We start from the raw sequence: 23,938 nt of genomic DNA on the forward strand, positions 1-23,938 counted from the left end.
GGCCCGCCGCGCGTTTCGCGTCGGCGGGCCTTCTCTGTTGCGGCTGCTGGCCTGGCTGGCCGCCGCTGTGGCTATCGCTCCCCTGATCGGGGTCGTGGCCGCAGCCTTTGGAGAAGGGCGGGCCGACATCGCCGCCTCGGACCTGGTCCGCTATGCCCTGACCTCAGTCGCCCTGGCCTTGATGGTCGCCTTGGCAACCGCCGTGTTGGGATCGGTTTCGGCATGGCTGGTGGTCATGCATCGCTTTCCGGGGAGGTCTGTCTTCGCCTGGGCCCTGGCCCTGCCCCTGGCCGCACCTGCCTTTGCCCTGGCCTATGGCTATTCCGACCTGTTTGATGTGGCGGGCGATCTGCGGACCTGGATGCGAACTGTGCCCGGCATCGACTGGGGCCCCCAGATCCGTAGCCTGCCCGGCGCCGCCTTCGTGCTGTCGATGGCCTTCTATCCCTACGTCTATCTGACGGTGCGGGCGGCGCTGGTGAACCAGTCCAGCCAGGCCATCGAGGCGGCCCGCAGTCTGGGCTGTTCGCCGACGCAGGCCCTGTTGCGGGTCGGCCTTCCGCTGCTGCGCCCGGCCCTGGCGGCGGGGGTCGCTTTGGCCGTGATGGAGACCCTGGCCGATTATGGGGCGGTACAGTTCCTCAGCGTGCAGACCCTGACGACCGGCGTGGTGCGATCCTGGTTCGTCTACGGCTCGCTGGAATCTGCGGCCCGACTGGCCCTGCCGCTGCTGGCCACCGCCGCCGTCCTGCTGTGGTTCGAGCGATTGAGCCGCAGGGGGCGCACCGACGAAGTTGCTCGCGCCCGCTGGCGGCCGATCCAGCCGACGCAGCTGAGCGCCGGTCGCGGGGCTCTGGCCTTCGGCTTTTGCGCCGGCCTTCTGACGCTCGGCCTGTTTCTTCCTGTCGGCTGGATGGCCGTCAACGCCATCGACATCGACCCCGATGTCAGACGCCTCGCCATCGCCGCCTCGCATAGTTTGGGACTTGCGCTGGGCGGAGCCATCACCACGGTCGTCCTGGCCACCTGCCTGGCCTTGAGTGCAGAGCGGATGCCAATCGCGGCCCGGATCAGCAGCCTGGGCTATGCGACCCCCGGCGCGGTCATGGCCATCGGCCTGTTGGCTCCGGCATCGATTGTCTGGCAGGGCGTGCCGGGCGCAGTGTCCGGACTGGGCGTAGGGCTGATGCTGCTGATCTATGCCTACGCCGCTCGGCTGATGGCGGCAGCTCTGGAGCCGATAGAGGCCGGCCTGACCCGCGTCACCCCGTCAATGGTCGCCGCCGCCCGCACCCTGGGGCGCGGCGAGATCGGGGCCGCCTTGTCGGTTCGACTGCCCATCGCTTACGGGGCCCTGCTGACCGCCACCCTGGTCGTCTTCATCGATGTGGTGAAGGAACTGCCCGCCACCCTGATCCTGAGGCCGTTCAACGTCGACACCCTGGCTGTGATCGCTGACAACTATGCGCGCGACGAGCGCCTGCCCAATGCCGGATGGCCCAGCCTGATGATCATCGCCCTGACCCTGCCCGCCGTGATCTGGCTGACCCGCAAGATCACACGCTCACGCCCCGGAGATGCCAATGGCCACTGATCAAGCCATCGTCTCGGTGACGGGGATGAGCCGCGCCTACGGGCGCAAGCTCGCGATTGATCGCGCCGACCTCAGCTTGTCGCGCGGCCGTATCCTGGGCCTGCTGGGCGCTTCCGGCTCGGGCAAGAGCACTCTGCTACGGGCCATCGCGGGCCTGGAAAACATCGATTCCGGCAGCATCTCTATCGACGGCGAGGTGGTATCCACACCCCGTCGCACCACGCCTCCCGAAGCTCGCCGCGTCGGCATGGTGTTTCAAGACTTCGCCCTGTTTCCTCATCTGACCGTCGCCCAAAACATCAACTTTGGCGTAAAGGACCGCCCCAACCGCGACGCCCTCGTCGTCGATCTGCTGGAGCGCCTGCGACTGGTGGATAAGGCCGGGCTCTTTCCTCACACCCTGTCTGGCGGCGAACAGCAGCGCGTCGCACTGGCACGTGCACTTGCACGCGATCCGGCGGTCATTCTGCTGGACGAGCCGTTTTCCAGCCTGGATGGATACTTGCGGGCCGAGGTGCGCGACGATTTGATACAGGCCCTGCGCGACAGTGGCACTTCAGCTATCGTCGTCACTCACGATGCCCAGGACGCCATGGTGATGGCCGACGATCTGGCCCTCATGGAGGCCGGCCGGATTATTCAGACGGGAACACCGCGTGACCTCTACAGGCATCCCACTTCTGTCGCGGCGGCAAGACTGCTGGGGCCCATCAATCTGATTGAGGCAGAGGTTCGCCACCGGATGGCCACGTCGGTACTCGGCACCGCTGACACGGATTTGCCCGAAGGCAGAGCGTGGATGGGCGTGCGTCCGTCAGATCTGGCTCTGACCACGCCCGGGGAGGGCCAGGCTGTACGAGTGACGTCGGTGAGCGACGTCGGCGCGTTCAACATGGTGCGCGTTATGTTGGGAATGCAGACTCTCGCTCTGCATGTGTCTGGCGAACCGCCGTGTGTGGGCGACACAATCACGATTGCAGCCAGCCCCACGCATCTGCGCGTGCTGGCCTGATCACAACCGATTATGGCTCCAGCTCGATGTCCCAGTACAGATAGTCCAGCCAGCTCTGGTGCAGATAGTGCGGGGGGAAGCGGCGGCCGTGCTGTTGTAGTTGCCAGGCGTTGGGGCGGTGGGGTTCGCGGCGGATCGGCATGCCGGCCTGCTGGGGGGTCCGGCCGCCCTTGCGCAGGTTGCAGGGCGAGCAGGCGGCGACGATGTTTTCCCAGGTCGTGCGACCGCCCTTCGAGCGCGGCACCACGTGGTCGAAGGTCAGCTCGGCCGTGTCGCCGCAATACTGGCAGGTGAAGCCGTCGCGCAGGAAGACGTTGAAGCGGGTGAAGGCGGGCTGGCGGTCCTGATCGACATAGGTCTTGAGCGCGATCACGCTGGGCAGGATGATTTCCATCGAGGGGCTGCGCACGACCTTGTCATAGGTGGAGACAACGTCGACGCGGTCCTGATAGACGGCCTTGACGACCTCCTCCCACGGCCAGATCGACAGCGGATAGTAGGACAGCGGCCGGAAGTCCGCGTTCAGCACCAGGGCGGGAAAGCCGGAAAGCTGGCGATGGGTGACCTGCATCACGGCCTCCTTGTCGAGGCTGCGGATCGGGCGGGTTTTATGTACGCGAGAGGACTGAAGACAGGTCTCCTTCCCAGGCTATGGATGAAGCCTAGACCTGATTCGACGCCTTGGCGATCATCGCGTCGTGACGGGCGCGAGACGGTTTGGCGACAGCCCCTTCAGCCGCCCCAGTTGGTCTTTCCAGGAAAGCCGGGCAGGCTCCAGCCCCAGGCCAGGGCCCCGGCGCGCAGGGCGAACGAGCACGGCGCGGCCAGAAGGGCGGCCGGCCAGGCGTCCAGGCCCACGACACGCAGAACCACAAACAGGGTCGCACCCACCAGGGCCGCCGAAATCGTGATCTCTCTCCGCAGAAGGATGGACGGCTGGCCTGCCAGCAGGTCGCGTACGATCCCGCCGAAACAGGCGGTCAGCGCCCCCATGACGATGCAGATCAGCGGCGCGACCATATAGGCCTCGGCCTTGGCTGCCCCCATGACGCCATAGGCGGCCAGGCCGATCGCATCCAGCCACAGCAGGGCGCGGAAACGCCACGGCCGGGCCCCTACCAGCCAGACTGCCACCGAGGCGAACAGGCAGACGGCGATATAGCGCCAGTCCTGAACCCAGAAGACCGGGGCCCCGATCAGAAGGTCGCGCAGCGTGCCGCCGCCCACGCCCGTCACGGCTCCGAAGAAGGCGAAGGTGACCAGGTCATGCTTCTCGCGCGCCGCCGCCAGCGCCCCCGTCGCGGCAAAGACGGCAACACCCGCAAAATCCAGAGCGCCCAGCACAGTCTCGGGATTGGCCAGGCCGGGATCGACGATCGGGTTCATTCTTGCGTCTCTAGCGGCTCATGCGCGGCATACACCTACGCGAGAGACGCACCATCCTCCAGCGCGACCTCGCCGCGCTTGACCGCTCCATACCATCCCCACAGCAGATGCGCCGCAACTCCGCGGTGCGGTCGCCAGATTTCGGCACGGGCATACGCCTCTTTCTCACGCGGCCGCAGGGTCGCCCCGTCAGCCCAGCGCATCGCCTCCTGCAAGGCCACGTCACCGCCGGGAAACACGTCCAGACGCCCTTCGCAGAACATCAGGAAGGTCTCGGCCGTCCATTTGCCGACCCCCTTGATGGCCGTCAGCCGCGCGATCGCCTCCTCGTCCGACAACCGTTCCAGATGGTCGAAGTCAATCAGGCCGTCGGCATGGGCGCGCGCGATCTCATGGCCGTATTTCGCCTTCTGGCCCGACAGGCCGAAGGTGCGCAGCGTCTCGACGTCGCGGGACAGCACCGCCTGGGGCGTCACCTCCCCGTCCAGCCCCTCGACCACCCGCTTCCAGATCGAGGCCGCAGCCGCCACCGACACCTGCTGTTCCACGATCATGCGGAACAGCCCCTCATAGCCGCCGGGCCGCAGCCGCCATTCGAACACCGGCGTCTGGGCGTGGGCGCGCGCCAGGGCGGGGTCGAGGGCTGCGAGCTGCTCGCGGGCGGCGGCGATGTCGGCGAAACCTGGTGGGGTGGGCATGAGCTGGACCTTACGTCCTCGCCCGGCGCGAGCAAGTGAGGGGCCCGTGTGGGGTTCTACCGCGTCCGCTTCCCGCTATCGTGCCAGGATGTTCGTCACCCGCTTCGCCCCCTCCCCGACCGGCCGTCTGCACAAGGGCCATGCCTGGTCGGCTTTGCTGGGACATCGGCTGGCAAAAGAGGCGGGCGGGCAGTGGCTGCTGCGGATCGAGGACATTGATCCGACCCGGTGCCGGGCGGAGTACGACGCCGGCATCATGGAAGATTTGAGCTGGCTGGGGCTGGGGTGGCCCAGGCCGGTGCGCCGACAGTCGGAGCATCTGGCGGACTATGCCGCCATCGTCGAGGCGCTGCACCAGAGAGGCCTCCTGTACCGCTGCTTTCGCACCCGCAAGGCGCTGCTTGACGCTATCGGCGACGCCCCGCACGGCGCGGTAGAGGCCGCGCGGCCCGGCCCGCATCCGGCGGAGGAAGAGGCGGCGATGCTGGATCAGGGCCTGGCCTTCGCCTGGCGGCTGTCGCTGGATCGGGCGCGGGCTGAACTGGGCGATGCCGTCTGGAATGACCTGTCGTTTGTCGAGGAGGGTCGGGGTCCGAACGGCGAGAGCGGCCGCATCCCGGCCCGGCCCGAAACCGTCGGGGATATCATCCTGGCCCGCAAGGATGCGGGCACGGCCTACCATCTGGCGGTTACTCACGACGACGCCCTGCAGGGCGTCACCCATGTCGTCCGGGGCGAAGACCTGTTCGAGGCGACGCATATCCAGGTGCTGATCCAGGCGCTGATGAACTGGCCGAGGCCGGTCTATCACCACCACAGACTGCTGACCGGGCCGGATGGGCGTCGGTATGCCAAGCGGGACCGGTCGGTGACCCTGGCCGAGCTGCGCGCCGGGGGCATGACGGCGGAGGCCCTGCGGGCGGAGCTGGGGGTCTAGGGGGCCAGGCGTCCCTCCGCACGGTCGGCGTCGAAGACGATGTGGGGATCGGGCTTGGACGGCTTGACGCCGGGTGCCCCTAGCCGGCGCAGGATGTGGCGCATGATGTTGAGCCGCGCCTGCTTCTTGGTGTCGGTGGCGATCACCGTCCAGGGCGCATGGCCCGAGTGGGTGGCTTCCAGCATCTGGTCGCGCGCCTTGGAATAGGCGTCCCAGCGATCCTGGGCCTCCGCGTCCAGAGACGAGACCTTGAACCGTTTCAGAGGATCCTCGACCCGCGCCTCCAGCCGCTCGGCCTGTTCCGCCTTGGAGATGTCGAGCCACAGCTTGATCAGAACGATGCCGCTGTCGGTCAGCATGCGCTCGAAGCGCGGCGCGTCCTTGAGGAACTGGGTGTGCTGTTCGGGCGTGCAGAAGCCCATCACCGGCTCCACCCCGCCGCGATTGTACCAGGAGCGGTTGAACAGATAGGTCTCGCCCGCCGACGGCAGGTGCCGGACGTAGCGCTGGAAATACCACTGCCCCTGCTCGTGCTCGCTGGGTTTGGCCAGGGCGATGACGCGGGTCTGGCGCGGGGCCATGTGTTCGGTGATCCGCTTGATCGCCCCGTCCTTGCCCGCGCTGTCGCGTCCCTCGAACACGATCACGGTCTTGATGCCCTGTTCGATGGTCCAGGCCTGGGTTTCGACCAGCTGGATCTGCAGCCGCACCAGTTCGTCTTCGTAGTCCGAGTTCTTGCCCATGGTCGTATGCTGCGCCGTCGTGGGCCGGACGGCAACCGTCCGCCGATCCTGTCTTCGTTGTCAGGTGCGTTCGTCGCCCGTCTTGGATAGCTTGGGTTGTCCAGCCCGAAGGAAGCCCATGCTTGCCCATCGCCGTGCCGTTCTCGCCAGCCTGATCGCCACGCCAGCCGTGTGCGTCCTGCCCCGCATCGCCCGCGCGGACGAAACCTTCGCTCCGGCCGAGGCCGCGCTCGACGCCGCCTTTGCCGCCACCACACCGCCCGCCCTGGCCGGGGCCATCGTCTCGCGCGAGGGGCTGGTCTGGTCGTCGGTCAGGGGCGTGCGGCAGGCGGGGGGCAGCGATCCCGTCACCGCCGATGACCGCTGGCACCTGGGCTCCAACACCAAGGCGATGACGGCGGCGCTGTTCGCGCGACTGGTCGAGCAGGGGCGCGCCGACTGGGAGATGACGGTCGCGCAGGCGTTCGTCGGCCTGACCCTCGATTCGGCGTGGCGCACGACGCGGCTGATCGACCTGATGCACCACCGCGCCGGACTGATGGACGCCGACGTCGTCGGGCTCGCCTGGCTGATGACCGCGCGGGCCGATCCGAGGTCCCTGCCGGAGCAGCGGCGCACCATCGCCGAACAGGCCTTTGCCAAGCCGCCCAGCGGGGTAGTCGGCACCTTCGCCTATGGCAATGCCAACTACATCGTCCTGGGGGCCGCGATCGAGGCGATAACGGGGACGTCGTGGGAGGACGCCATGCGGGCCGAGGTCTATGGGCCGCTCGGCCTGACCAGCGCAGGCTTCGGCCCCCCGCCTTCGCCCAATGCCTGGGGGCATCGCGGGGTGGCGATCGACCCGACCAATCCAGGGGCGGACAACCCGCTGGCGCTGGGGCCCGCAGGGACGGCGCATATGACGCTGGCGGACTACGGACGGTTCCTGGCGGTGTTCCTGAGCGAGGACGATGGCTGGATCAGCGCCAACAGCGTCGCGCGCCTGACCGCCCCGGCCGAGAGGCCGCCGCCGGGCTATGGCTGCGGCTGGATCGTGCGGGGTCAGGGGCCGGAGCGGGTGCTGGGGCATGAGGGGTCCAACACCATGTGGCATGCCGGGGTGCTGGTCCGGCCTGGCCAGAACCGTGCCGTCATCGCCGTGTCCAACGACCACGACGCGGGCAGCCGGGCGGTGCAGGATCTGATGGTCAGGCTGAACGGCCTGCCGTAGCCCCACGGTTCCGCTTGCGCTGCATCGCAGCACCCGCCACGCTGGGTGGGCATGAAGCGTGATCTGGCCGACTTCTGGAACCTGATGTGGGAGGCGGGCCTGGCGGTCTGCGCCCTGTTCGCCCTGCTGAATGCGTTCGCGCCGCACCAGGACCTGCCGTGGAAGCCGCTGGATCTGGACCGGCCGATCGGCCAGGCGACGCAGTCCAAGGTCGCCAGTCTGGACCTGCCGCCCACGGCCGCACCGGAGCAGATCACCGCCCAGACCGAGGCCTGCATGCAGGTGCTGCGCGACGCGGGCGTTACGGTCGAGCGGGCCCCGGACCGGGACGACGGCGGCTTCTGCGTCGTGCGCGGCGCGGTCCGGATCACCGGCGGGGCGGTCACGCCCTTGAGCCCCGGCGGCCTGGTCATGCAGTGCCCGCTGGCCGTCCGATACGTCATCTGGGACCGCCAGGTGCTGCAGCCGGCGGCCCAGGCCAGCTTTGGTCAGGACGTCGCCCGCGTCGACAACATGGGCACCTACTCATGCCGCCGCATCTATGGACAGACCGATGCCAGCGCCCGGCCCAGCGAACATGCCAAGGCCAATGCGCTGGACGTCGCGGGCGTGACCCTGGCGGATGGGCAGAAGGTGACCGTGCTGGACGACTGGTCGGGCCAGGGTCCGGCGGGCGACGAGGCCGCCCCCTTCCTGGCGCGGCTGAGGGACGGCGCGTGCCGTCTGTTCTCGACGGTTCTGACGCCGGACTACAATGCGGCGCATGCGGACCATCTGCATCTGGACGGCGCATCCTACAGCCTGTGTGCCCGTCCGCGTTGAGCGGTCCGCTGACCCATCCGGTAACCCTGTTCGGGCCCAACCGATTCGCTTTGCTGTTGACCGACCTGGATTTGCGCGAGAGAAAGTCGGTGCAGTCCGGATATCGCGCGGGGTCCAAACCCGTGCTTGCTCCTTCTTCGAACGAGCTGGTTCCAGATGGGCTGACGGGTGATCCCGCAGGGACACCTGCCTGGCAAAGCGCGTTCACGGAGACGCAGACATGGCGACCGGCACGGTCAAGTGGTTCAACTCCACCAAAGGCTACGGCTTCATCCAGCCCGATGGCGGCGGTTCTGACGTGTTCGTACACGTCACCGCGGTCCAGAAGGCGGGCCTGCAAGGCCTGGATGACAACCAGAAGGTCGAATACGAGCTGGAAAACCAGCGCGGCAAGACCTCGGCGGTGGACCTCAAGCTTCTCTGAAGCCTGACAAAACCCACGATACAGAAGGGCGCGGTGGCCACGGCTACCGCGCCCTTCTTCATGGCCGCAGGGCGGGCGTTTGCGCCCCCATGGCACCAAGCCACCATGCAGCATTAGCAGAGGAGCGGGCAGCATCTGCGGCCTTCCACTCGGCGCAAAGATCGGAGCTTCTGTCGTCGTGATCGCGTTCGCAGCCCAGGTCTTCAATGTCGGGGCTGGGTTGTGGTGGCGAGGCGTCTGGCGACGGCACCTGTGCCCCACTGGAGGCTTGGCCGCTATCGGCGCGACTGGGTTGATCGGGCCGCTGTAAGCCGCCTAGACCTATCGCTACGACAATCGCACAAATCGAGAGCAATGTCCGCCCCCTGGAGGCGATCTAGAAGCCAGAATCCGACGCCGCGCATCGCTTTGACGCCCAACTGGACACCATGCTGACGACACCGCCGCTAGAGGAGGCGTCAGACAAAGAGCCGCCAGAAGACCATCTACGGGATCCAGATCAATGATCGGCACCGCGTGGGCTATCGCGGTTGCCATCCAGTCGCAGCAGGTTCAGCGATGCGGGTGGGAGGGAAACCAGTGGGTGTGCCGAACCAGCAAAGCGCCCCAGGCGTGGCCTATGATCCTATTGGTTCGGCACAAGCCGGACGGGAGCAGATGGAGGCGTTACAAAACGGTCTAGGCTCAGGACTCATAGCCAGAATAGCACTGTAGCGGCGAGGGCGATGGCGGACAGGAAGACGGTCGGGCACCGATCGTAGCGGGTGGCGACGCGACGCCAGTCCTTGAGCCGGCCGAACATGATTTCGATGCGGTTTCGGCTTTTGTACCGGCGCTTGTCGTAACGGATAGGCGCGGTCCGGGATTTTCGACCGGGGATGCAGGGCGTGATGCCCTTGGCCTCCAAAGCGTCCCTGAACCAGTCTGCGTCATAGCCCCGGTCGCCCAGCAGCCATTGGGCCTTGGGAAGGCTGTCCAGCAGGGCCGCAGCACCGGTGTAGTCGCTGACCTGGCCTGCCGTCATGAACAGGCTGATGGGGCGTCCGTTCGCATCGGTTACGGCGTGAAGCTTGGTGTTCATGCCGCCTTTGGTGCGTCCGATGAGCCGCCCAAGACCCCCTTTTTTACCGCGAGGCTCGAAGCCGTACGGTGCGCCTTGAGATAGGTCGCGTCGATCATGAGGGTGCGCCGTTCGGCCTGAGCGCCGGACAGTCCCTCCATCATCCGGATGAAGATCCCGGCCTCGCTCCAACGCTTCCAGCGGTTGTACAGCGTCTTGTGTGGGCCATAGACCGGCGGCGCGTCACGCCAGCGAAGCCCGTTGCGGTTGACGAAGATGATCCCGCTCAACACCCGACGATCATCCACCCTGGGCTTGCCGTGGCTCTTGGGGAAGTGCGGCTGCAGCCGCGCCATCTGCTCGTCCGTCAGCCAATAGAGGTCGCTCATATCCAGTCTCCTTACAGAGCCTGAATCAGATCGAGCACATCACATCAATGGGTCCTGAGCCTAGACCGGCGTCGGGAGCGTGAGCGCACCGAAACCGCTGACCGCTTCGGTCGAACTGTGGGGCAACTGTTGTCTCAAGGCAGGTGTGATGAAGCTGTCAGGATGGCGCTTGATTCTGGTGACATCTCTTTGGCTCGAGAAGCCAGAGAGTTTTGCGCCGCTCCCTAAAGAACGGAACTAACCGCTCGTCGTTACCCGCCTTATCCGCGCTCCCTAGAACCGCCCCTCCCGGAACGCCTCCGCATTCTCCGCCGCCGCCTCGGCCCACCACCGCTTCGGCGCGGCCTTGTCCACGGCCTGACCCTCGGCCGTCATGACGTCTTTGGCGGACTCCAGGTCCATCAGCGTCATGCGCTTGATCTCAGGCTCCGCCCTGCCCTTCGGGGCTTCGCGCAGGCGGAACCTCCCTTTCCCCCCGCCCCTTTCTCGCCCCAAAGGGTGGCCCCGGCCCCTGACCTGCTGCTAGGCATGGGGCATGGAAATCGGAACCTACATCACTCTCGGCCTGTATTTCGCTCTGATGCTGGGCATCGGGGTGTGGTCGATGCGGACCAGCACGGACGATGTGGCCGGATACATGCTGGGCGGGCGCAAGCTGGGGCCGGCGGTGTCGGCGCTGTCGGCCGGGGCGTCGGACATGAGCGGCTGGATGCTGCTGGGTCTGCCCGGGGCCATGTATGTGTCGGGCCTGTCGTCCATATGGATCGCCATCGGCCTGTTCGCCGGGGCGCTGGCCAACTATCTGATCGTGGCACCGCGCCTGCGGGTCTATACCGAGGTGGCGCGCGACGCGATCACCATCCCCGACTATTTCGGCAAGCGGTTCGAGGACAGGTCCCGGATGCTGAGGATCGTGTCGGCCCTGGTGATCGTGGTCTTCTTCACCCTGTACACCTCGTCCGGCATGGTGGCGGGGGGCAAGCTGTTCGAGACGTCGTTCGGGCTGGATTACGGCCTGGGGCTGTGGCTCACCGCCGGGGTGGTGCTGGCCTATACGATGGTCGGCGGCTTCATGGCGGTCAGCCTGACGGACTTCGTCCAGGGTCTGATCATGTTCGTGGCGCTGATCCTGGTGCCGGTCGTGGCCATCATGAACGACGGCGGGGTGGGCGAGACGGCGGCGACCCTGAACGAGATCGATCCCCAACTGCTGAACCTGTTCCGCGATGCGACCCTGATCAGCGTGCTGTCGGCCCTGGCCTGGGGGCTGGGCTATTTCGGGCAGCCGCACATCATCGTGCGCTTCATGGCCATCCGCTCGGTGCGGGACATTCCGGCCATGCGCAACATCGGCATGGGCTGGATGCTGGTCACCCTGGTCGGGGCACTGGGGACCGGTCTGGCGGGCCTGGCCTATGCGACGCGCAACGGGCTGGAGGTCACCGATCCGGAGACCATCTTCATCATCCTGTCGGACGTGCTGTTCCATCCGCTGATCACCGGCTTCCTGCTGGCGGCGATCCTGGCGGCGATCATGAGCACCATCTCGTCGCAGCTGCTGGTGTCGTCCAGCTCGCTGGTCGAGGACTTTTACGGGGTGTTCCTGAGGAAGAGCGCGCCGCAGAAGGAGCTGGTGCTGGTCGGGCGGCTGGCGGTGCTGGCCGTGGCGGTGGCGGCGATCCTGCTGGCCTACCCCGACAGCAATGTGCTGGGGCTGGTGTCCAAGGCCTGGGCCGGGTTCGGGGCGGCGTTCGGGCCGCTGGTCATCCTGTCGCTGACGTGGAAGCGGATGACGCGCGACGGGGCGCTGGCCGGCATGGTCGTGGGGGCGGTGACGGTGCTGGTCTGGATCTATGCGCCGGTGCTGGCCGACGGGGCGACGCTGAGCAGCCTGCTGTACGAGATCGTGCCCGGCTTCGTGCTGAGCGCCATCGCCATCGTGGTCGTCAGCCTGATGGGCAAGCCGCCCGCGAGCACGGTGACCGACACCTTCGAGCAGGTGCAACAGGTGCTGGCCGAGGCGCGGACGAAGGCCCGCTGAACGGGGGGCTGACCGGGGGGCTGCTGGCTTACAGCCGCCCCTTGCGGAAGGCCTCGGCGGAGGCGGCGCGTGCGGCGGCGCGGTCGCGCTTGGGGGCCTCGGTGTCCACGGCCTGACCGGCGGGGGTCATGGCGTCGTTGGCGAACTCCAGGTCCATCAGCTTCATATGCTTGATCTCGTCGCGCAGGCGGGCGGCCTCCTCGAACTCCAGATTGGCGGCGGCATTGCGCATGCGGCCCTCCAGGTCCTTGAGGGCGGCCTGGAAGTTGGTGCCGACGAAGGGCTTTGACGCCTCGGCCACGCCGGGGCGGGTCAGCTGGTCGAGGGCGCGGCTCTCATAGGGGCTGGCCATGATCTCGCGGATGTCGCGCTTGACTGACTCCGGGGTGATGCCGTGTTCGGCGTTGTAGGCCTCCTGCTTCTCTCGCCTGCGGTTCGTCTCGGCGATGGCGCGCTCCATCGAGCCGGTCATGCGGTCGGCGTACAGGATCACCCGGCCGTCGACGTTGCGGGCCGCGCGACCGATGGTCTGGATCAATGAGGTCTCCGAGCGCAGGAAGCCCTCCTTGTCCGCATCCAGGATGGCGACCAGGCCGCACTCGGGAATGTCGAGGCCCTCGCGCAGCAGGTTGATGCCGATCAGGACGTCGAAGCTGCCCATGCGCAGGTCGCGCAGGATCTCGATCCGCTCCAGCGTGTCGACGTCGGAGTGCATGTAGCGGACGCGGACCCCCTGCTCATGCATGTATTCCGTCAGATCCTCGGCCATCTTCTTGGTCAGGACGGTGACGAGGCTGCGATAGCCGGCGCGGGCCACGGCCTTCACCTCGTCGATGACGTCGTCGACCTGGTTGCGGGTCTGGCCGGAGACGGGGCGGATCTCGACGGGCGGGTCGATCAGGCCGGTGGGGCGGATCACTTGCTCCGTGAAGACGCCGCCGGTCTGTTCCATCTCCCACGGGCCGGGGGTGGCGGTGACGAACAGGGTCTGGGGCCGCATGGCGTCCCATTCGTCGAACTTCAGCGGGCGGTTGTCGATGCAGGACGGCAGGCGGAAGCCATACTCGGCCAGGGTCGACTTGCGGCGGTAGTCGCCCCGGTACATGGCGCTGATCTGACCCACGGTGACGTGGCTCTCGTCCACGAACAGCAGGGCGTTGTCGGGGATGTATTCGAAGAAGGTGGGCGGCGGTTCGCCCGGGCTGCGGCCGGTCAGCCAGCGGGAATAGTTCTCGATCCCGGCGCATGAGCCGGTGGCCTCCATCATCTCCAGATCGAAGCGGACGCGCTGTTCCAGCCGCTGGGCCTCCAGCAGCTTGCCGTTCTCGACCATCCAGTCGAGCGTCTCCTTCAGCTCGGCCTTGATGCCGGTCATAGCCTGGTTCAGCGACGGGCGCGGGGTAACGTAGTGGCTGGCCGCATAGACGGTGATCTCCTCCAGTTCGGCAGTCTTCTTGCCGGTCAGGGGGTCGAACTCCTGGATGCTCTCCAGCTCGTCGCCGAACAGCTGGATGCGCCAGGCGCGGTCCTCCATGTGGACGGGGAAGATCTCCAGCACGTCGCCGCGCTTGCGGAACATGCCGCGGTCGAAATTCAGGTCGTTGCGCTTGTACTGCAGCGCGATCAGATCGGCCCGCAGCTTGGCCTCGTCGATCTGGTCCCCGACCTTCAGGGTGAAGGTCATGGCCGTATAGGTCTCGACCGAGCCGATGCCGTAGATACAGCTGACCGAGGCCACCACGATGACGTCGTCCCGCTCCAGGATCGCCCGCGTCGCCGAGTGACGCATGCGATCGATCTGCTCGTTTATGGAGCTGTCCTTCTCGATGTAGGTGTCGGACTTCGGGACATAGGCCTCAGGCTGATAGTAGTCGTAGTAGCTGACGAAATACTCGACCGCATTGTCGGGGAAGAAGCTCTTGAACTCGGAATAGAGCTGGGCGGCGAGCGTCTTGTTGTGGGCCAGGATCAGGGCCGGGCGCTGGGTCTGTTCGATGACCTTGGCCATGGTGAAGGTCTTGCCCGACCCGGTGACACCCAGCAGGACCTGGTTGCGCTCGCCGGTCTTGGCCGTCTCGACCAGTTCGGCGATGGCCGAGGGCTGGTCACCGGCGGGGGTGTATTTGGTCTCCAGCCGGAAGGGGATGTGCTTGCGGCCATCCGGGCGGTCTGGCCGGTGCGGAACCCAGTCGGCAGGCTTGCCCGGAGCCTCCTCCGGCGTCAGGCGCGGGCCGGTGACGGGCGCGAACATGGGAAGCTTGTTCGTGGCCGCCGCCGGATCGAAGATGAAGGGGGCCGAAGCCTCCGCGACGCCCTGCGGCGACTGGCCGGGGACGTGGACGGGCTTGGCGGATTTGCCGGGAGGCGGAGTGGAACGGGCCATGAACACCATCTAGGACGCGCGAGGGGTCTGCGCCAGTCAACGCGCGGGGACGGCCGGGGGATGCTGACAGCCGGTGTCAGCAGCTATTCCCGGTCGCGCTCGGGCGGTGCCTCGGGCGGTTTGAGCAGTTCGGCGGCGGCGTCGTTCTGTGACGGTTGCGACGGGCGCGGCGACGGGGTGCCGGTGTCGGCCTGTTTTGCCAGATGCTGACCCAGCATGGCGGCGATGGCTTCGTCGCCCTCGCGGCCGAACAGGCTGCGGATGCGAAGGTCGGTCTGAGGAAACGGCACCTCGATGCCGGCCTCGTCCAAGGCATCGGCGATCGCCCAGGTATAGGCGGCGTGCATGGCGGCGGGACGTTTGACCGCCTCGGGCGTCGGCCAGACCAGGAGCTCGAAATCCAGACTGCTTTCGCCGAAGGTGGTCAGCCAGACCTGGCTCTTGCGGGTTTCGGTTTCCGGCAGGGTGAAGGGGCTGGCGCGGGCTGCGGCCAGCACGGCGTCCCGGACCTGGCTGCGGTCAGCCCCATAGGCGACGGAGAAGGGAATGTGGATGCGTCGGGTGTCGCCCTTCAGCGTCCAGTTCGTCACCCTGCCCTCGATCAGGTGAGAGTTGGGGACGATGATGTTGATGTTGTCATTGGTGCGAATGCGGGTAGCGCGCGGTCCGATTTCAGCGATCGCGCCGCGCGCGCCATCCAGTTCGACATAGTCGCCGACCGACACCATGCGGTCGAAGATCAGGAACAGGCCGGAGACGAACTCCTTGACCACCCCCTGCAAGCCCAGGCCCACACCAATGCCAATGGCCCCGGCGAAGACGGCCAGGGAGGACAGGTTCAGACCCGCCGCCGAAAGGGCCATGACGGCCCCGGCGAAGACGATGGCGTAGCCGGCGAGCTTTTCCAGCAGATACAGCGCCTGAGCACTGCGCTCGGCCCGCATGCGGAACCGGCGGATGGATCGGGTCACCACCCATGACAGGGCGACCGCCCCGCCCAGCAGGACGGCGGCGCTGACCAGACCGCCGAACGTCAACGACACCCCCCCGAACTGAATCAGGCGGGCGTCGTCGAGTTCGGCAAGTGTCGGAAGCATGGCCTAACAGCGTTCAGACAGCTGAGCAGTTCCGGTGTGGCCTAGCGACGGATGCGGGCCCGGACTTCCAGTTCGCCGATGCGACGTTCCAGATAGGCACGGTCGTCGGACGACGGCTGGGTGCGGCTGTATGCGGCCTCCAGACGGGTCAGGTCACCGACCTCGACCAGGATGTCTGCCGCCTCTGCGCGGCCCACGCCCGAGCCGTTGGTCGACACGGCGCGTTCGATGGCCGACAGCCGGGTGCGGTTGTCCTGATAGCCACCACCGGACTGGACGTCACCGACGCGGGCGTCCAGCGCGTCCAGACGGCGTTCCAGATCGTCGCGCTCGCGGGCGCTGAGCGAGCCGTCGCGCAGATAGCCGGACTCGACCTGGATCAGGGCCTGATAGTCGTATTTCAGGCGGGTGCCCTCGGTGCGGGTCAGGCGACGGGCGCGAACGGCCGCGTCGACGCGGGCCTCGAACTCGACCCGGCCACCGGCGACGGAGGCATAGCCGTTGTTCGATCCACTGTCGTTGCCGTAGCCCCCGTCGGCGACAGCCTGGGTCAGGCGGCTGTAGCGTTCGTTCAGATCGTTGCGCTCGGCGGCCGTGAAGCGACCGTCGGAGCCATAGCGGGTCTCCAGCTGGACCAGGGCGTCGTAGTCGGTCTTGAGGCGGTCGCCGGCATAGGACGACAGATTGCCCGAACGCACGTCCGCATCGATGCGGCTGTAGAACTGGGTGCGCTGGGTGTTCAGCGGACGCCGCCCGGCGGCCCACTGGGCATCGACGCCGGTGGAGACGCCGAGACGGTCACCGAACAGGGCCCCGAGGATGGCCCCGATCGCTTCCTGCTGCTGCGACGGCTGCTGCTGGGTCTGGGAATGGCTCTGGGTCGAGTTGTAGGGCGTCTGGGCCAGGGCCGCGCCGGAGCTGAGCAGCAGGGCGGAACCGGCCAGGGCCAGGGTGCGGATGGAAGAAGTCTTGGTCGTCGTCATCGCAGGGATGTCCCGAGTGGAAGTCGCGGTCGGAACGGCTGCCAACTGTGGAGGTTGCGTCTGCGCGAACACGGTCCGGCGGAAGCCTGAAATAGCCTCTTGACTGATGTAACCCCAAGGTGACATGTAACCCACAGGTGACATCATGTAAGGGGTTGGGCGGTGATGAGGGATCAGGGCGAGGTGAAGCGGGCGTTGAATGACCGGGCGCGTCGGTATGGCTGGGGGCTGGTTCTGACCGCGGTCGGCGTAGTGGCCTGCGTGGCGGGATTCGTCGTCGGAGACGGACGCACCGGTGATGCGGCGACGGCGGCGGGTGTTCTGGCCGGGATCGGGTTTGCCGTCATGGTCGTGGGACTGATCCTGGCGGCCTGGCATCACCCATCGCGGTCGCAACAGATCGGCGAGCGGGCGCAGACGAAACGGGATCGCTTGCAGGCCGAACGGTCGCGGATGCTCTGGACCTTCCCTGTCGTTGGACTGGCGCTGCTGTATGTCGCCTACGAGGCTTCCGGTGATATCCAGGCGGAAGGGCCCAGCCTGATGGCATGTCTGCGGCTGGGCATGCCGGTGCTTTATGCGTGGCTGGTCGTCCTCATGGTGTTGGGTTGGGACAAATATTCCATCACCAACAGGCGCTTTCTCGACGATGAACTGACCCAGGTGTTCCGTGCCCAGGCCCTGAAAGCGGCGTTCGTGGTCTTGATGGCATGCACGACCCTTGCGCTGGGGCTCATGGTCTGGCGGGCCGAGGCAGGCATCATGGCCATGATCGTTTCACTGACCGTTTCAGCGGCCACGGCGGGGTTTCGTTTTGCCTGGCTGGATCGCGAGGCCAATCAAGCGGATTCAGCGAGCGACGATGAGTGACCCGCGCCTGGGCTCCCGGCTGAAGGAGGTGCGGACGGCGGCGGGGCTGACGCAGGTCGAGCTGGCGGCGCTGGCTGGCGTGTCGCGCAAGACGGTGAATACCGTCGAGAACGGGGTGTTCGTGCCGTCGACGATCCTGGCGCTGTCACTGGCGCGAGCCCTGAACACGACGGTGGAGGATCTGTTCTGGCTGGTCGATTCAGGACCGTCTAGACCGCTGGCATGACCGCATTGCCGCTGAGCGAAATCCTGATGCTGCTGGCCGCGCTCGTGGCCGCAGGACTGGTCGGGGGCCTGATCGCGGGGCTGTTCGGGGTCGGCGGCGGGACGGTGATCGTGCCGGCGCTGTTCTATGCGTTCGAAGTCTTGGGCCTGGGGGGCGAGAGCAATCTGCACGTCGCCATCGGCACGTCTCTGGCCACCATCGTGGCGACGTCCTGGCGGTCGCTGAAGGCGCATCGTGAGCATGGGGCGGTGGACGAGGTGGTGCTGAAGACCTGGACGCCGTGGGTGGCGCTGGGCGGGCTTATCGGGGCGGGGGTGGCGGGGTTCACGTCGATGGAGGGGCTGGCCATCGTTTACGGGGTCTGTCTGGCGCTGATCGCGGCGCAGATGGGGTTGCTGCCCGAGCGGATCGTGCTGAGGCGGGACATGCCGACGGGCTGGGGCCGCCGGGTGACAGCGACGGTCATCGGCGGGCTGTCGGCCATGATGGGGATCGGCGGCGGCAGTTTCGGCGGCCTGACCATGACCCTGTGCGGGCGGCCGATCCATCAGGCGGTGGCGACGGCGTCGGGCTTTGGCCTGGCCATCGGGGCGGCGGCGAGCCTGGGCTTCGTGGTCTTCGGCTGGGATGCGGGCGGACGGCCGCCGCTGTCGCTGGGCTATGTCAACATACCGGCGGCGGTGGTGATGGGGCTGCTGACCACGGCGGTGGCCCCGTATGGCGCGCGGCTGGCGCACCGGCTGAACAAGACGACGCTGAGGCGGGTATTCGCGATCTATCTGCTGCTGACCGCCCTGTCCGTGGTGGTGAAGGCGCTCTAGCTTTTGAGCGTCAGGGTCGTCGGCGTGGCGGTGAAGCTGGACAGGCGGCCCAGATAGCTCATGCCCAGAAGCGAGTGCGGCAGGCCGTTCTCGATCACCAGGGCCTCGACGTCGTTGACGCGCGTGCCGCCGATGCTGACCGAGGCCAGGGTGACGGGCGCGGCGCGGACGCGGCCGGCGGCGGTGATGATGGTGCCGGAGAAATCGGCGGCCGTGACATGCACGCCCAGCCGTTCGGCATCGGCGCGGGTCAGGGCCACCACGCTGGCCCCCGTATCGACCATGACGCGGATGGGGCGGCCGCCGGTGCGGACATTCATGCGCGCCTCGGCCCAGTAGTGGCCGTCTTCGGAGCGGGCGATGCGGGTGTCGGGGCCGGTGGCGGGCGCGGGGGCAGCTGTCGCTACGGCAGAGGCCGTGACGGGCACCACGGCGGCCTGGGCCTGGCCCCGGTCGCCCAGCTGATTGACCCAGAAGGCGGCCGTCAGCGAACAGGCGATCGCCAGGGTCATCACCCCGAGGTTGGACAGGTTCAAACGCATCGGACCGAACACACTCACCAGAACACAACCGCTTCTGCGGCTGTGACACCCTGGCAGGGGGCGGTTGGTATGCGGTGAACGGGCGTGGTGGACGGGGGGTTAAAGCGAGGGGTTAGGTTCTAGGGATAAGGGAGAGACCGCAAGCCGGAACAGGTTCGGCCCTAGAACCTAGCCCCTGAAACCTAGAACCTCCTGCTCGCGCTCAGGCAGCTCCGCCATGATCGCCGCGCGCTCCGCGTCCGTCAGCCCACTCCAGCCCGCGATCTCGGACAGGGTGCGGTAGCAACCCAGGCACAGGCTGGAGGCGCCGTCGACCACGCACACCTGGACACAGGGGGTGGCGATGGAGCGCGGCGGGCCTTGTGGCGACGGGGACACGTTTGATGACATCGGTGCGAAATATGGTCCGATTGCGGAGCAAAAACCTTGCAATTTGCAGCGCGCCTGCTAGATAGGACGCTGACGCGAAACGACTATGACGGTGAGACCCCCGAAAAGCACGCCGCGTCTCTTTTCATCTTTCATCGAAAGGAGACGCCAAGATGAATAACAAGGAGCGCAACCTCCAGCACGCCATGATGTCCTTCGCCCTGTGGGGTGGGATGCTGGTGAACACGAAGAACACGAACGGCGCAGGCGACCGCGCGGTCAGCCACCCGTCCAACTTCGTGCCCATCAAACTGGACCGCAAGCGCTAGAACAGCGACTGCGGCAGCGAGAAGACCGAGCCCCGGCCCCGCAAGGACCGGGGCTTTTGTTTGGGCGCTATCGCTCGGCTCGCGGAGCCTCCGCTACATGAGCGCGGGTGGAGCAGGATCACCGGACATGGCTTGAGCGCGACAAGCCAATGCGGCACAGCGTGATCATGACCCTGATCACACGCGAACGCCGAGGCCCCCTCGAAATCTGGACCCTGGATCGGGCCGAGCGGCTGAACGCCCTGCCCGATCCGCAGGACGGCGAGGCGTTTGCCGACGCCTGCGAGGCGGTCAATGCGGACCGGAGCGTGTCCTGCGTGATCTTGACCGGCGCGGGCCGGGCCTTCTCGGCAGGCGGCGATCTGACCGCCATGCGGGACCGGCGCGACCTGTTCGGCGGCACCGGCGTCGACATCCGCGAGAACTATCGCCGGGTCGTGCACCGGATCGTGCGATCCCTCTATGGGCTGGAGGTGCCGCTGATCGCGGCGGTGAACGGCCCGGCCATGGGGCTGGGGTGCGACATCGCCGGGTTGGCCGACATCCGCATCGCGTCCGAGGCCGCCAGTTTCGGCGTGCCCTTCCTGAAGCTGGGCATACTGCCCGGCGACGGCGGGACCTGGCTGATGCCGCGGAACGTCGGCTATGCCCGCTCGGCCGAGCTGCTGTTCACGGGACGGACGCTGGATGCAGCCACCGCACTGGACTGGGGCCTGGTCAACCGCGTCGTGCCCGCCGACCGTCTGATGGACGAAGCCCTGGCCACGGCGGCGCAGGTGACCGCCCAGGCCCCGCAGGCCCTGCGCATGACCAAGGCCCTGCTGCGCCAGGGAAGGGATGCGAGTTTCGACCAGATCCTGGAAATGACCGCCGCCATGCAGGCCCTGGCCCATCTGACCGAGGACCACGCCGAGGGCGTCAGCGCCGTGCTGGAGAAGCGGGCGGCGACGTTCGAGGGGCGCTGACGGTCAACTACCCCCTGTTCGGCGTCTGCATCGAGCGATCAGCCGGGACGCCGACGGTGGCGGTGCGGGGAGCCCCCGCCGTTTCGCCGGGCTTCATGAACTTGACCAGGACGCGCTGGCCGATCAGCAGGGGGGCGTCGCCGACGGTGACGACGACCTCGACGACGCGTTCGTCGGAGCGTTGCGACGGGTCGTCGGAGGCCAGTTTGCGGGCCCCGAAGACGGCGGCGCGGCGCAGGACGGTGCCGACATAGACCTTGGTCGTGTCGCCCTCGGGCGTGACCTCGACGGCTTGCCCTGCGGTGATGTTGGGGATGTCGCTCTCGACGATCTCGGCGCGGGCGATGCGCGGGGCGTCGGGCTCCAGGTCGAACATGTTCGACACGTTCAGGGTCGAGGCACCGGCGCCGGGGTTGGCATAGCGGCGCACGATCCGTCCGTTGGCGGGGGCGCGGATGACCGTCAGTTCGACATTATAGGCGGCCTGGTCGCGGCGGGCGCGGGCGGTGTCGACGGCGGCGCGGGCCGAGGCCATGCGGGCCTCGGCCGTGGCGATGGCGTCACGGGCCTGATCCAGGCGCTGGGCGGCGACGAAGTTGGTGGCGACCAGCTGTTGCAGACGATCGAACTCGCGCTGGGCGGTGCGGATGTCGACCTGGATCTGGCGCAGCTGGCTTTCGGCCTGGGCCACGTCAGCGGCGGCGCTTTGGAGGGCCAGGCGGGGCTCGTCCGCTTCCTGGCGGGCCAGGATCTGGCCGGTGACGACGCGGTCGCCCTCCTGGACCAGGACTTCACTGACGATGCCGCCGCGGCGGGCCGCGATCTGGATGATGCCGCCCTCAACATCGACCTTGCCGTTGGCGATGGCCGCATAGGGGCTTTCGACCTTGTTCGCCTCGCGCTCGGCCTCCTCGGCCTTCTTGGCCGTGGCGGCGTTGTTCATGAACATGGCGGCGAGGGCGACCACGACGATCAGCGCGAGGCCAATCCAGGTCCATTTGCTTTTCAGGAAGCCGGGCATTCTTGGAGGTCCTTCAGGGCGTTCAGTGCGACGCGAGCGTAGCGTCGGGATTGGGGATGCGGCGCTGATCGTCGATGATCACGCCGTCTTCGATGTGGATGACCCGGTCGGCCCAGGCTTCGAGGCGCGGGTCGTGGGTGACGCAGATGACCGCCGCGCCATGTTCGGTCGCGGCCCGGCGCAGCAGGCGGATGACCACCTGGCCATTCTCGCCGTCCAGGGCCGAGGTCGGTTCGTCGGCGAACAGGATCTTGGGGTCCTTGGCCAGGGCGCGGGCGATGGCGACACGCTGTTTCTCGCCGCCGGACAGGGCCGAGGGGCGCTGGTGCAGGCGATGACCCAGGCCGACCTCTTCCAGCGCCAGGGTGGCGCGCTTGCGGGCGGCGTCGGGCGACAGGCCCTGATATTTCAGCACCGTCGTGACCTGGGTCAGGGCGCTGAGGGCCGGGAACAGATTGAAGCCCTGGAAGATGAAGCCGCAGTGATCCAGGCGGAACTTGTCGATCCGGCCGGACGACAGCTTCCACATGTCGTCGACGTCCAGGGCATCCACCCGCCCGGCCTCGGGGCGCAGCAGGCCGGACAAAGCGGCGATCAGGGTGGATTTGCCGGAACCCGACGGGCCCATAACCATGGTCAGGTCGCCGTGGCGGGCGTCGAAATCCACGCCCTTCAGCACCTCGACAAAGGACTTGCCGGACTTGAACCGCTTGACCAGGCCGGTGGCCTCGATGGCGGCGGAGCCATGACGGCCATGCAGTTTCGTATGGCCGGTCATCGCAGCAGGTCCGCAGGTTGGCTTTTCTTGAGGATGCCCATCGACAGCAGGCCCGATCCCATGGCGATCAGGATCAGACCGCCACCGACAATGATCAGCAGGATCGGCGGCAGCGCGATGATGACGGCATTGGCCGCCGCCAGCAGCGACAGGAGCCAGGTCAGGAAAATGGCAGCCCCGACGCCAACGACACCCACCAAGAAGCTCAACTCCAGCACGATCCAGCGAAGGGAGCCCATGCCGACACCGAGGGCGCGAAGAGAGGCGAACTCCTTGATGTTGGCCATGATGGCACCGCGCAGGGTCTGCCAGGTGATGGCCACGCCGATGATGATGCCCAGCACGACGCAGCCGCCGATGATGATCAGCAGGATACCCTCCTCGAACATGGCCCCGGCGTTGGCGTCGGCCAGTTCCTGGCGCGTCCAGGCCTTCCACTGGCCGTCACCCTGAGCGTTCAGCTGGTCGGCGACGAAGCGGGCCTGGGTGGGGTCGCTGAGCTTGACCATCAGAGGGCCTACGCGCGGGCCAGTGTCAGCCTGCCCGACCATCCGCAAGGTGTCGCGGGACACGACGATCGCTGGCTGCATCATGCTGGGATAGCCTCGCAGGATACCGACCACGGTAACGGTCTGGCCGTTGTACAACGCCTTCTCGCCCAGCTTCACGCCCAGCTTGGGCAGAGTGGTTTCGTCGATGGCGACCGTGAATGGCTGGCGCAGCGCTTCGACGATCTCTGGCGAATAATCTGTCGGAATGGTCACGGCGTTCGGCGTGGTATCGATGATTTGCGTCTGGACGTAGTTCATCTTGGCCGCACCCATCTTGGCGCGATCGGCCTGGCTAAGCGTCGGGTCCACGTCCTTGATGGATTGAAAGCTGCCGCCAGCCATGTCGAAGGGCTGAACCTCCTCCACGGCGGGATTGTTGTAGACCTGCGGAATATAGCGACGAGGCAGGCCGGAGGGTCCGCCGAACAGGCTGGTCGCTCCCGGCTGCATAATGATGATGTCCGCAGACGATCTTTCGATCTGGGCCGTGAAGCCCTTGCCGATACCGATGAAGACGCCGGTCATGGCCAGAACCAGCAGCCCCGACAACGCCAGCGCCATCACGGCGGCCATGTAGCGGCGCCATTCGAAGAGCAGGGTGGATTGAGCAAGAGTCATGAAAACCGACGAACCCCCAAGGTTGTCCGTTATCTGACGCCGGTATGTGTTCCGGCCAAGTTAAAT

Annotated in this window: 26 protein-coding genes; 12 read left to right on the forward strand and 14 right to left on the reverse strand. The window is 67.0% G+C overall.

Going from position 1 to position 23,938, the window contains the following annotated elements:
• Positions 1–37: 37 nt before the first annotated feature.
• Together AC4PRM_RS07965 and AC4PRM_RS07970 are read left to right on the forward strand one after the other, a co-directional pair.
• Positions 38–1,594 carry an ABC transporter permease gene (locus tag AC4PRM_RS07965; RefSeq protein ID WP_492039452.1) on the forward strand — a complete coding sequence of 519 codons (1,557 nt, stop codon included), beginning with the start codon at positions 38–40 and terminating at the stop codon, positions 1,592–1,594.
• Positions 1,595–1,619: 25 nt separating this feature from the next.
• Positions 1,620–2,606, forward strand: a complete 987-nt coding sequence (locus tag AC4PRM_RS07970; RefSeq protein WP_373258197.1) for an ABC transporter ATP-binding protein — start codon at positions 1,620–1,622, stop codon at positions 2,604–2,606.
• Between the two features lie 10 nt (positions 2,607–2,616).
• On the opposite strand, the gene AC4PRM_RS07975 is transcribed toward AC4PRM_RS07970, so the two are convergent.
• The 3 genes from AC4PRM_RS07975 to AC4PRM_RS07985 all read right to left on the reverse strand — a co-directional run bounded on the left by AC4PRM_RS07975 (position 2,617) and on the right by AC4PRM_RS07985 (position 4,690).
• Positions 2,617–3,177 (reverse strand): HNH endonuclease, encoded by a 561-nt coding sequence (locus AC4PRM_RS07975; RefSeq protein WP_492039453.1) that lies wholly within the window; start codon positions 3,175–3,177, stop codon positions 2,617–2,619.
• A gap of 161 nt (positions 3,178–3,338) precedes the next feature.
• Positions 3,339–3,992, reverse strand: coding sequence for a trimeric intracellular cation channel family protein (locus AC4PRM_RS07980; protein WP_373258199.1), 654 nt, complete (start codon positions 3,990–3,992; stop codon positions 3,339–3,341).
• 35 nt (positions 3,993–4,027) lie between these two features.
• Positions 4,028–4,690 carry a DNA-3-methyladenine glycosylase family protein gene (locus tag AC4PRM_RS07985; RefSeq protein ID WP_492039454.1) on the reverse strand — a complete coding sequence of 221 codons (663 nt, stop codon included), beginning with the start codon at positions 4,688–4,690 and terminating at the stop codon, positions 4,028–4,030.
• An 88-nt stretch (positions 4,691–4,778) separates the two neighbouring features.
• Between AC4PRM_RS07985 and gluQRS the strand changes: the two genes are divergently transcribed.
• Complete coding sequence (gene gluQRS / locus AC4PRM_RS07990) at positions 4,779–5,627, forward strand: tRNA glutamyl-Q(34) synthetase GluQRS (protein WP_492039542.1); 849 nt, start codon at positions 4,779–4,781, stop codon at positions 5,625–5,627.
• Here the strand turns inward: gluQRS and ppk2 are convergent.
• Entirely contained in the window at positions 5,624–6,370 is a 747-nt protein-coding gene (ppk2, locus tag AC4PRM_RS07995) for a polyphosphate kinase 2 (RefSeq protein ID WP_492039455.1), read from the reverse strand. The genes gluQRS and ppk2 overlap by 4 nt on opposite strands.
• 118 nt (positions 6,371–6,488) lie before the next feature.
• On the opposite strand from ppk2, the gene AC4PRM_RS08000 reads away from it, so the two are divergent.
• From AC4PRM_RS08000 to AC4PRM_RS08010, 3 genes are all read left to right on the forward strand, one after another.
• A complete protein-coding gene (locus AC4PRM_RS08000; RefSeq protein WP_492039456.1) occupies positions 6,489–7,583 on the forward strand; it encodes a serine hydrolase domain-containing protein in 1,095 nt (364 codons plus the stop codon).
• Between the two features lie 51 nt (positions 7,584–7,634).
• Positions 7,635–8,405 (forward strand): extensin-like domain-containing protein, encoded by a 771-nt coding sequence (locus AC4PRM_RS08005; RefSeq protein ID WP_492039457.1) that lies wholly within the window; start codon positions 7,635–7,637, stop codon positions 8,403–8,405.
• A gap of 220 nt (positions 8,406–8,625) precedes the next feature.
• The gene (locus tag AC4PRM_RS08010) at positions 8,626–8,829 is read left to right on the forward strand and encodes a cold-shock protein (RefSeq protein WP_292171020.1); all 204 of its coding nucleotides are present in this window, start codon (positions 8,626–8,628) and stop codon (positions 8,827–8,829) included.
• A 691-nt stretch (positions 8,830–9,520) separates the two neighbouring features.
• On the opposite strand, the gene AC4PRM_RS08015 is transcribed toward AC4PRM_RS08010, so the two are convergent.
• Positions 9,521–10,278 (reverse strand): IS5 family transposase gene (locus AC4PRM_RS08015; RefSeq protein ID WP_156796487.1). Its coding sequence is split into 2 segments (ribosomal slippage): positions 9,521–9,957 and positions 9,957–10,278, totalling 759 coding nucleotides; the frame shifts between segments, so codons are not numbered across the junction.
• Positions 10,279–10,551: 273 nt separating this feature from the next.
• Positions 10,552–10,689: a hypothetical protein gene (locus AC4PRM_RS08020; protein WP_492039458.1), complete on the reverse strand. Its 138-nt coding sequence runs from the start codon at positions 10,687–10,689 to the stop codon at positions 10,552–10,554.
• Between the two features lie 124 nt (positions 10,690–10,813).
• Between AC4PRM_RS08020 and putP the strand changes: the two genes are divergently transcribed.
• On the forward strand, positions 10,814–12,319 hold the full coding sequence (gene putP, locus AC4PRM_RS08025; RefSeq protein WP_492039459.1) for a sodium/proline symporter PutP: 1,506 nt from the start codon (positions 10,814–10,816) through the stop codon (positions 12,317–12,319).
• A gap of 28 nt (positions 12,320–12,347) precedes the next feature.
• Here putP and uvrB read toward each other — a convergent pair whose 3' ends face one another.
• The 3 genes from uvrB to AC4PRM_RS08040 all read right to left on the reverse strand — a co-directional run bounded on the left by uvrB (position 12,348) and on the right by AC4PRM_RS08040 (position 16,782).
• Positions 12,348–14,702 (reverse strand): excinuclease ABC subunit UvrB, encoded by a 2,355-nt coding sequence (gene uvrB / locus AC4PRM_RS08030; protein WP_492039460.1) that lies wholly within the window; start codon positions 14,700–14,702, stop codon positions 12,348–12,350.
• A gap of 83 nt (positions 14,703–14,785) precedes the next feature.
• A complete protein-coding gene (locus AC4PRM_RS08035) occupies positions 14,786–15,799 on the reverse strand; it encodes a mechanosensitive ion channel family protein (protein ID WP_492039461.1) in 1,014 nt (337 codons plus the stop codon).
• A gap of 41 nt (positions 15,800–15,840) precedes the next feature.
• Complete coding sequence (locus AC4PRM_RS08040; RefSeq protein ID WP_492039462.1) at positions 15,841–16,782, reverse strand: hypothetical protein; 942 nt, start codon at positions 16,780–16,782, stop codon at positions 15,841–15,843.
• Positions 16,783–16,947: 165 nt separating this feature from the next.
• Between AC4PRM_RS08040 and AC4PRM_RS08045 the strand changes: the two genes are divergently transcribed.
• The 3 genes from AC4PRM_RS08045 to AC4PRM_RS08055 are packed head-to-tail and all read left to right on the forward strand — an operon-like array spanning position 16,948 to position 18,699.
• A complete protein-coding gene (locus tag AC4PRM_RS08045; protein WP_492039463.1) occupies positions 16,948–17,652 on the forward strand; it encodes a hypothetical protein in 705 nt (234 codons plus the stop codon).
• Entirely contained in the window at positions 17,645–17,878 is a 234-nt protein-coding gene (locus tag AC4PRM_RS08050) for a helix-turn-helix transcriptional regulator (RefSeq protein ID WP_374599727.1), read from the forward strand. The genes AC4PRM_RS08045 and AC4PRM_RS08050 overlap by 8 nt, the downstream gene beginning before the upstream one ends.
• Positions 17,875–18,699: a sulfite exporter TauE/SafE family protein gene (locus AC4PRM_RS08055; RefSeq protein ID WP_492039464.1), complete on the forward strand. Its 825-nt coding sequence runs from the start codon at positions 17,875–17,877 to the stop codon at positions 18,697–18,699. Before AC4PRM_RS08050 ends, AC4PRM_RS08055 begins: the two co-directional genes overlap by 4 nt.
• On the opposite strand, the gene AC4PRM_RS08060 is transcribed toward AC4PRM_RS08055, so the two are convergent.
• Together AC4PRM_RS08060 and AC4PRM_RS08065 are read right to left on the reverse strand one after the other, a co-directional pair.
• Positions 18,696–19,241 (reverse strand): TIGR02281 family clan AA aspartic protease, encoded by a 546-nt coding sequence (locus AC4PRM_RS08060; protein ID WP_373258217.1) that lies wholly within the window; start codon positions 19,239–19,241, stop codon positions 18,696–18,698. The genes AC4PRM_RS08055 and AC4PRM_RS08060 overlap by 4 nt on opposite strands.
• Before the next feature lie 168 nt (positions 19,242–19,409).
• Positions 19,410–19,619, reverse strand: coding sequence for a DUF1289 domain-containing protein (locus AC4PRM_RS08065; RefSeq protein ID WP_492039465.1), 210 nt, complete (start codon positions 19,617–19,619; stop codon positions 19,410–19,412).
• 164 nt (positions 19,620–19,783) lie between these two features.
• Here AC4PRM_RS08065 and AC4PRM_RS08070 point away from each other — a divergent pair, with 164 nt between their 5' ends.
• Positions 19,784–19,939, forward strand: a complete 156-nt coding sequence (locus AC4PRM_RS08070; RefSeq protein ID WP_292174107.1) for a hypothetical protein — start codon at positions 19,784–19,786, stop codon at positions 19,937–19,939.
• A 167-nt stretch (positions 19,940–20,106) separates the two neighbouring features.
• Positions 20,107–20,904, forward strand: a complete 798-nt coding sequence (locus tag AC4PRM_RS08075; RefSeq protein WP_492039466.1) for a crotonase/enoyl-CoA hydratase family protein — start codon at positions 20,107–20,109, stop codon at positions 20,902–20,904.
• A 7-nt stretch (positions 20,905–20,911) separates the two neighbouring features.
• On the opposite strand, the gene AC4PRM_RS08080 is transcribed toward AC4PRM_RS08075, so the two are convergent.
• From AC4PRM_RS08080 to AC4PRM_RS08090, 3 genes are read right to left on the reverse strand one after another with little or no spacing between them, the layout of a single operon-like run.
• Positions 20,912–21,925 (reverse strand): efflux RND transporter periplasmic adaptor subunit, encoded by a 1,014-nt coding sequence (locus AC4PRM_RS08080; protein ID WP_492039467.1) that lies wholly within the window; start codon positions 21,923–21,925, stop codon positions 20,912–20,914.
• A 22-nt stretch (positions 21,926–21,947) separates the two neighbouring features.
• Positions 21,948–22,703 (reverse strand): ABC transporter ATP-binding protein, encoded by a 756-nt coding sequence (locus tag AC4PRM_RS08085; RefSeq protein WP_373258221.1) that lies wholly within the window; start codon positions 22,701–22,703, stop codon positions 21,948–21,950.
• Complete coding sequence (locus tag AC4PRM_RS08090; protein ID WP_373258222.1) at positions 22,700–23,872, reverse strand: ABC transporter permease; 1,173 nt, start codon at positions 23,870–23,872, stop codon at positions 22,700–22,702. Before AC4PRM_RS08090 ends, AC4PRM_RS08085 begins: the two co-directional genes overlap by 4 nt.
• Positions 23,873–23,938 lie beyond the last annotated feature (66 nt).

The sequence above is a fragment of the Brevundimonas sp. DW-iso22 genome (genome assembly GCF_058725425.1).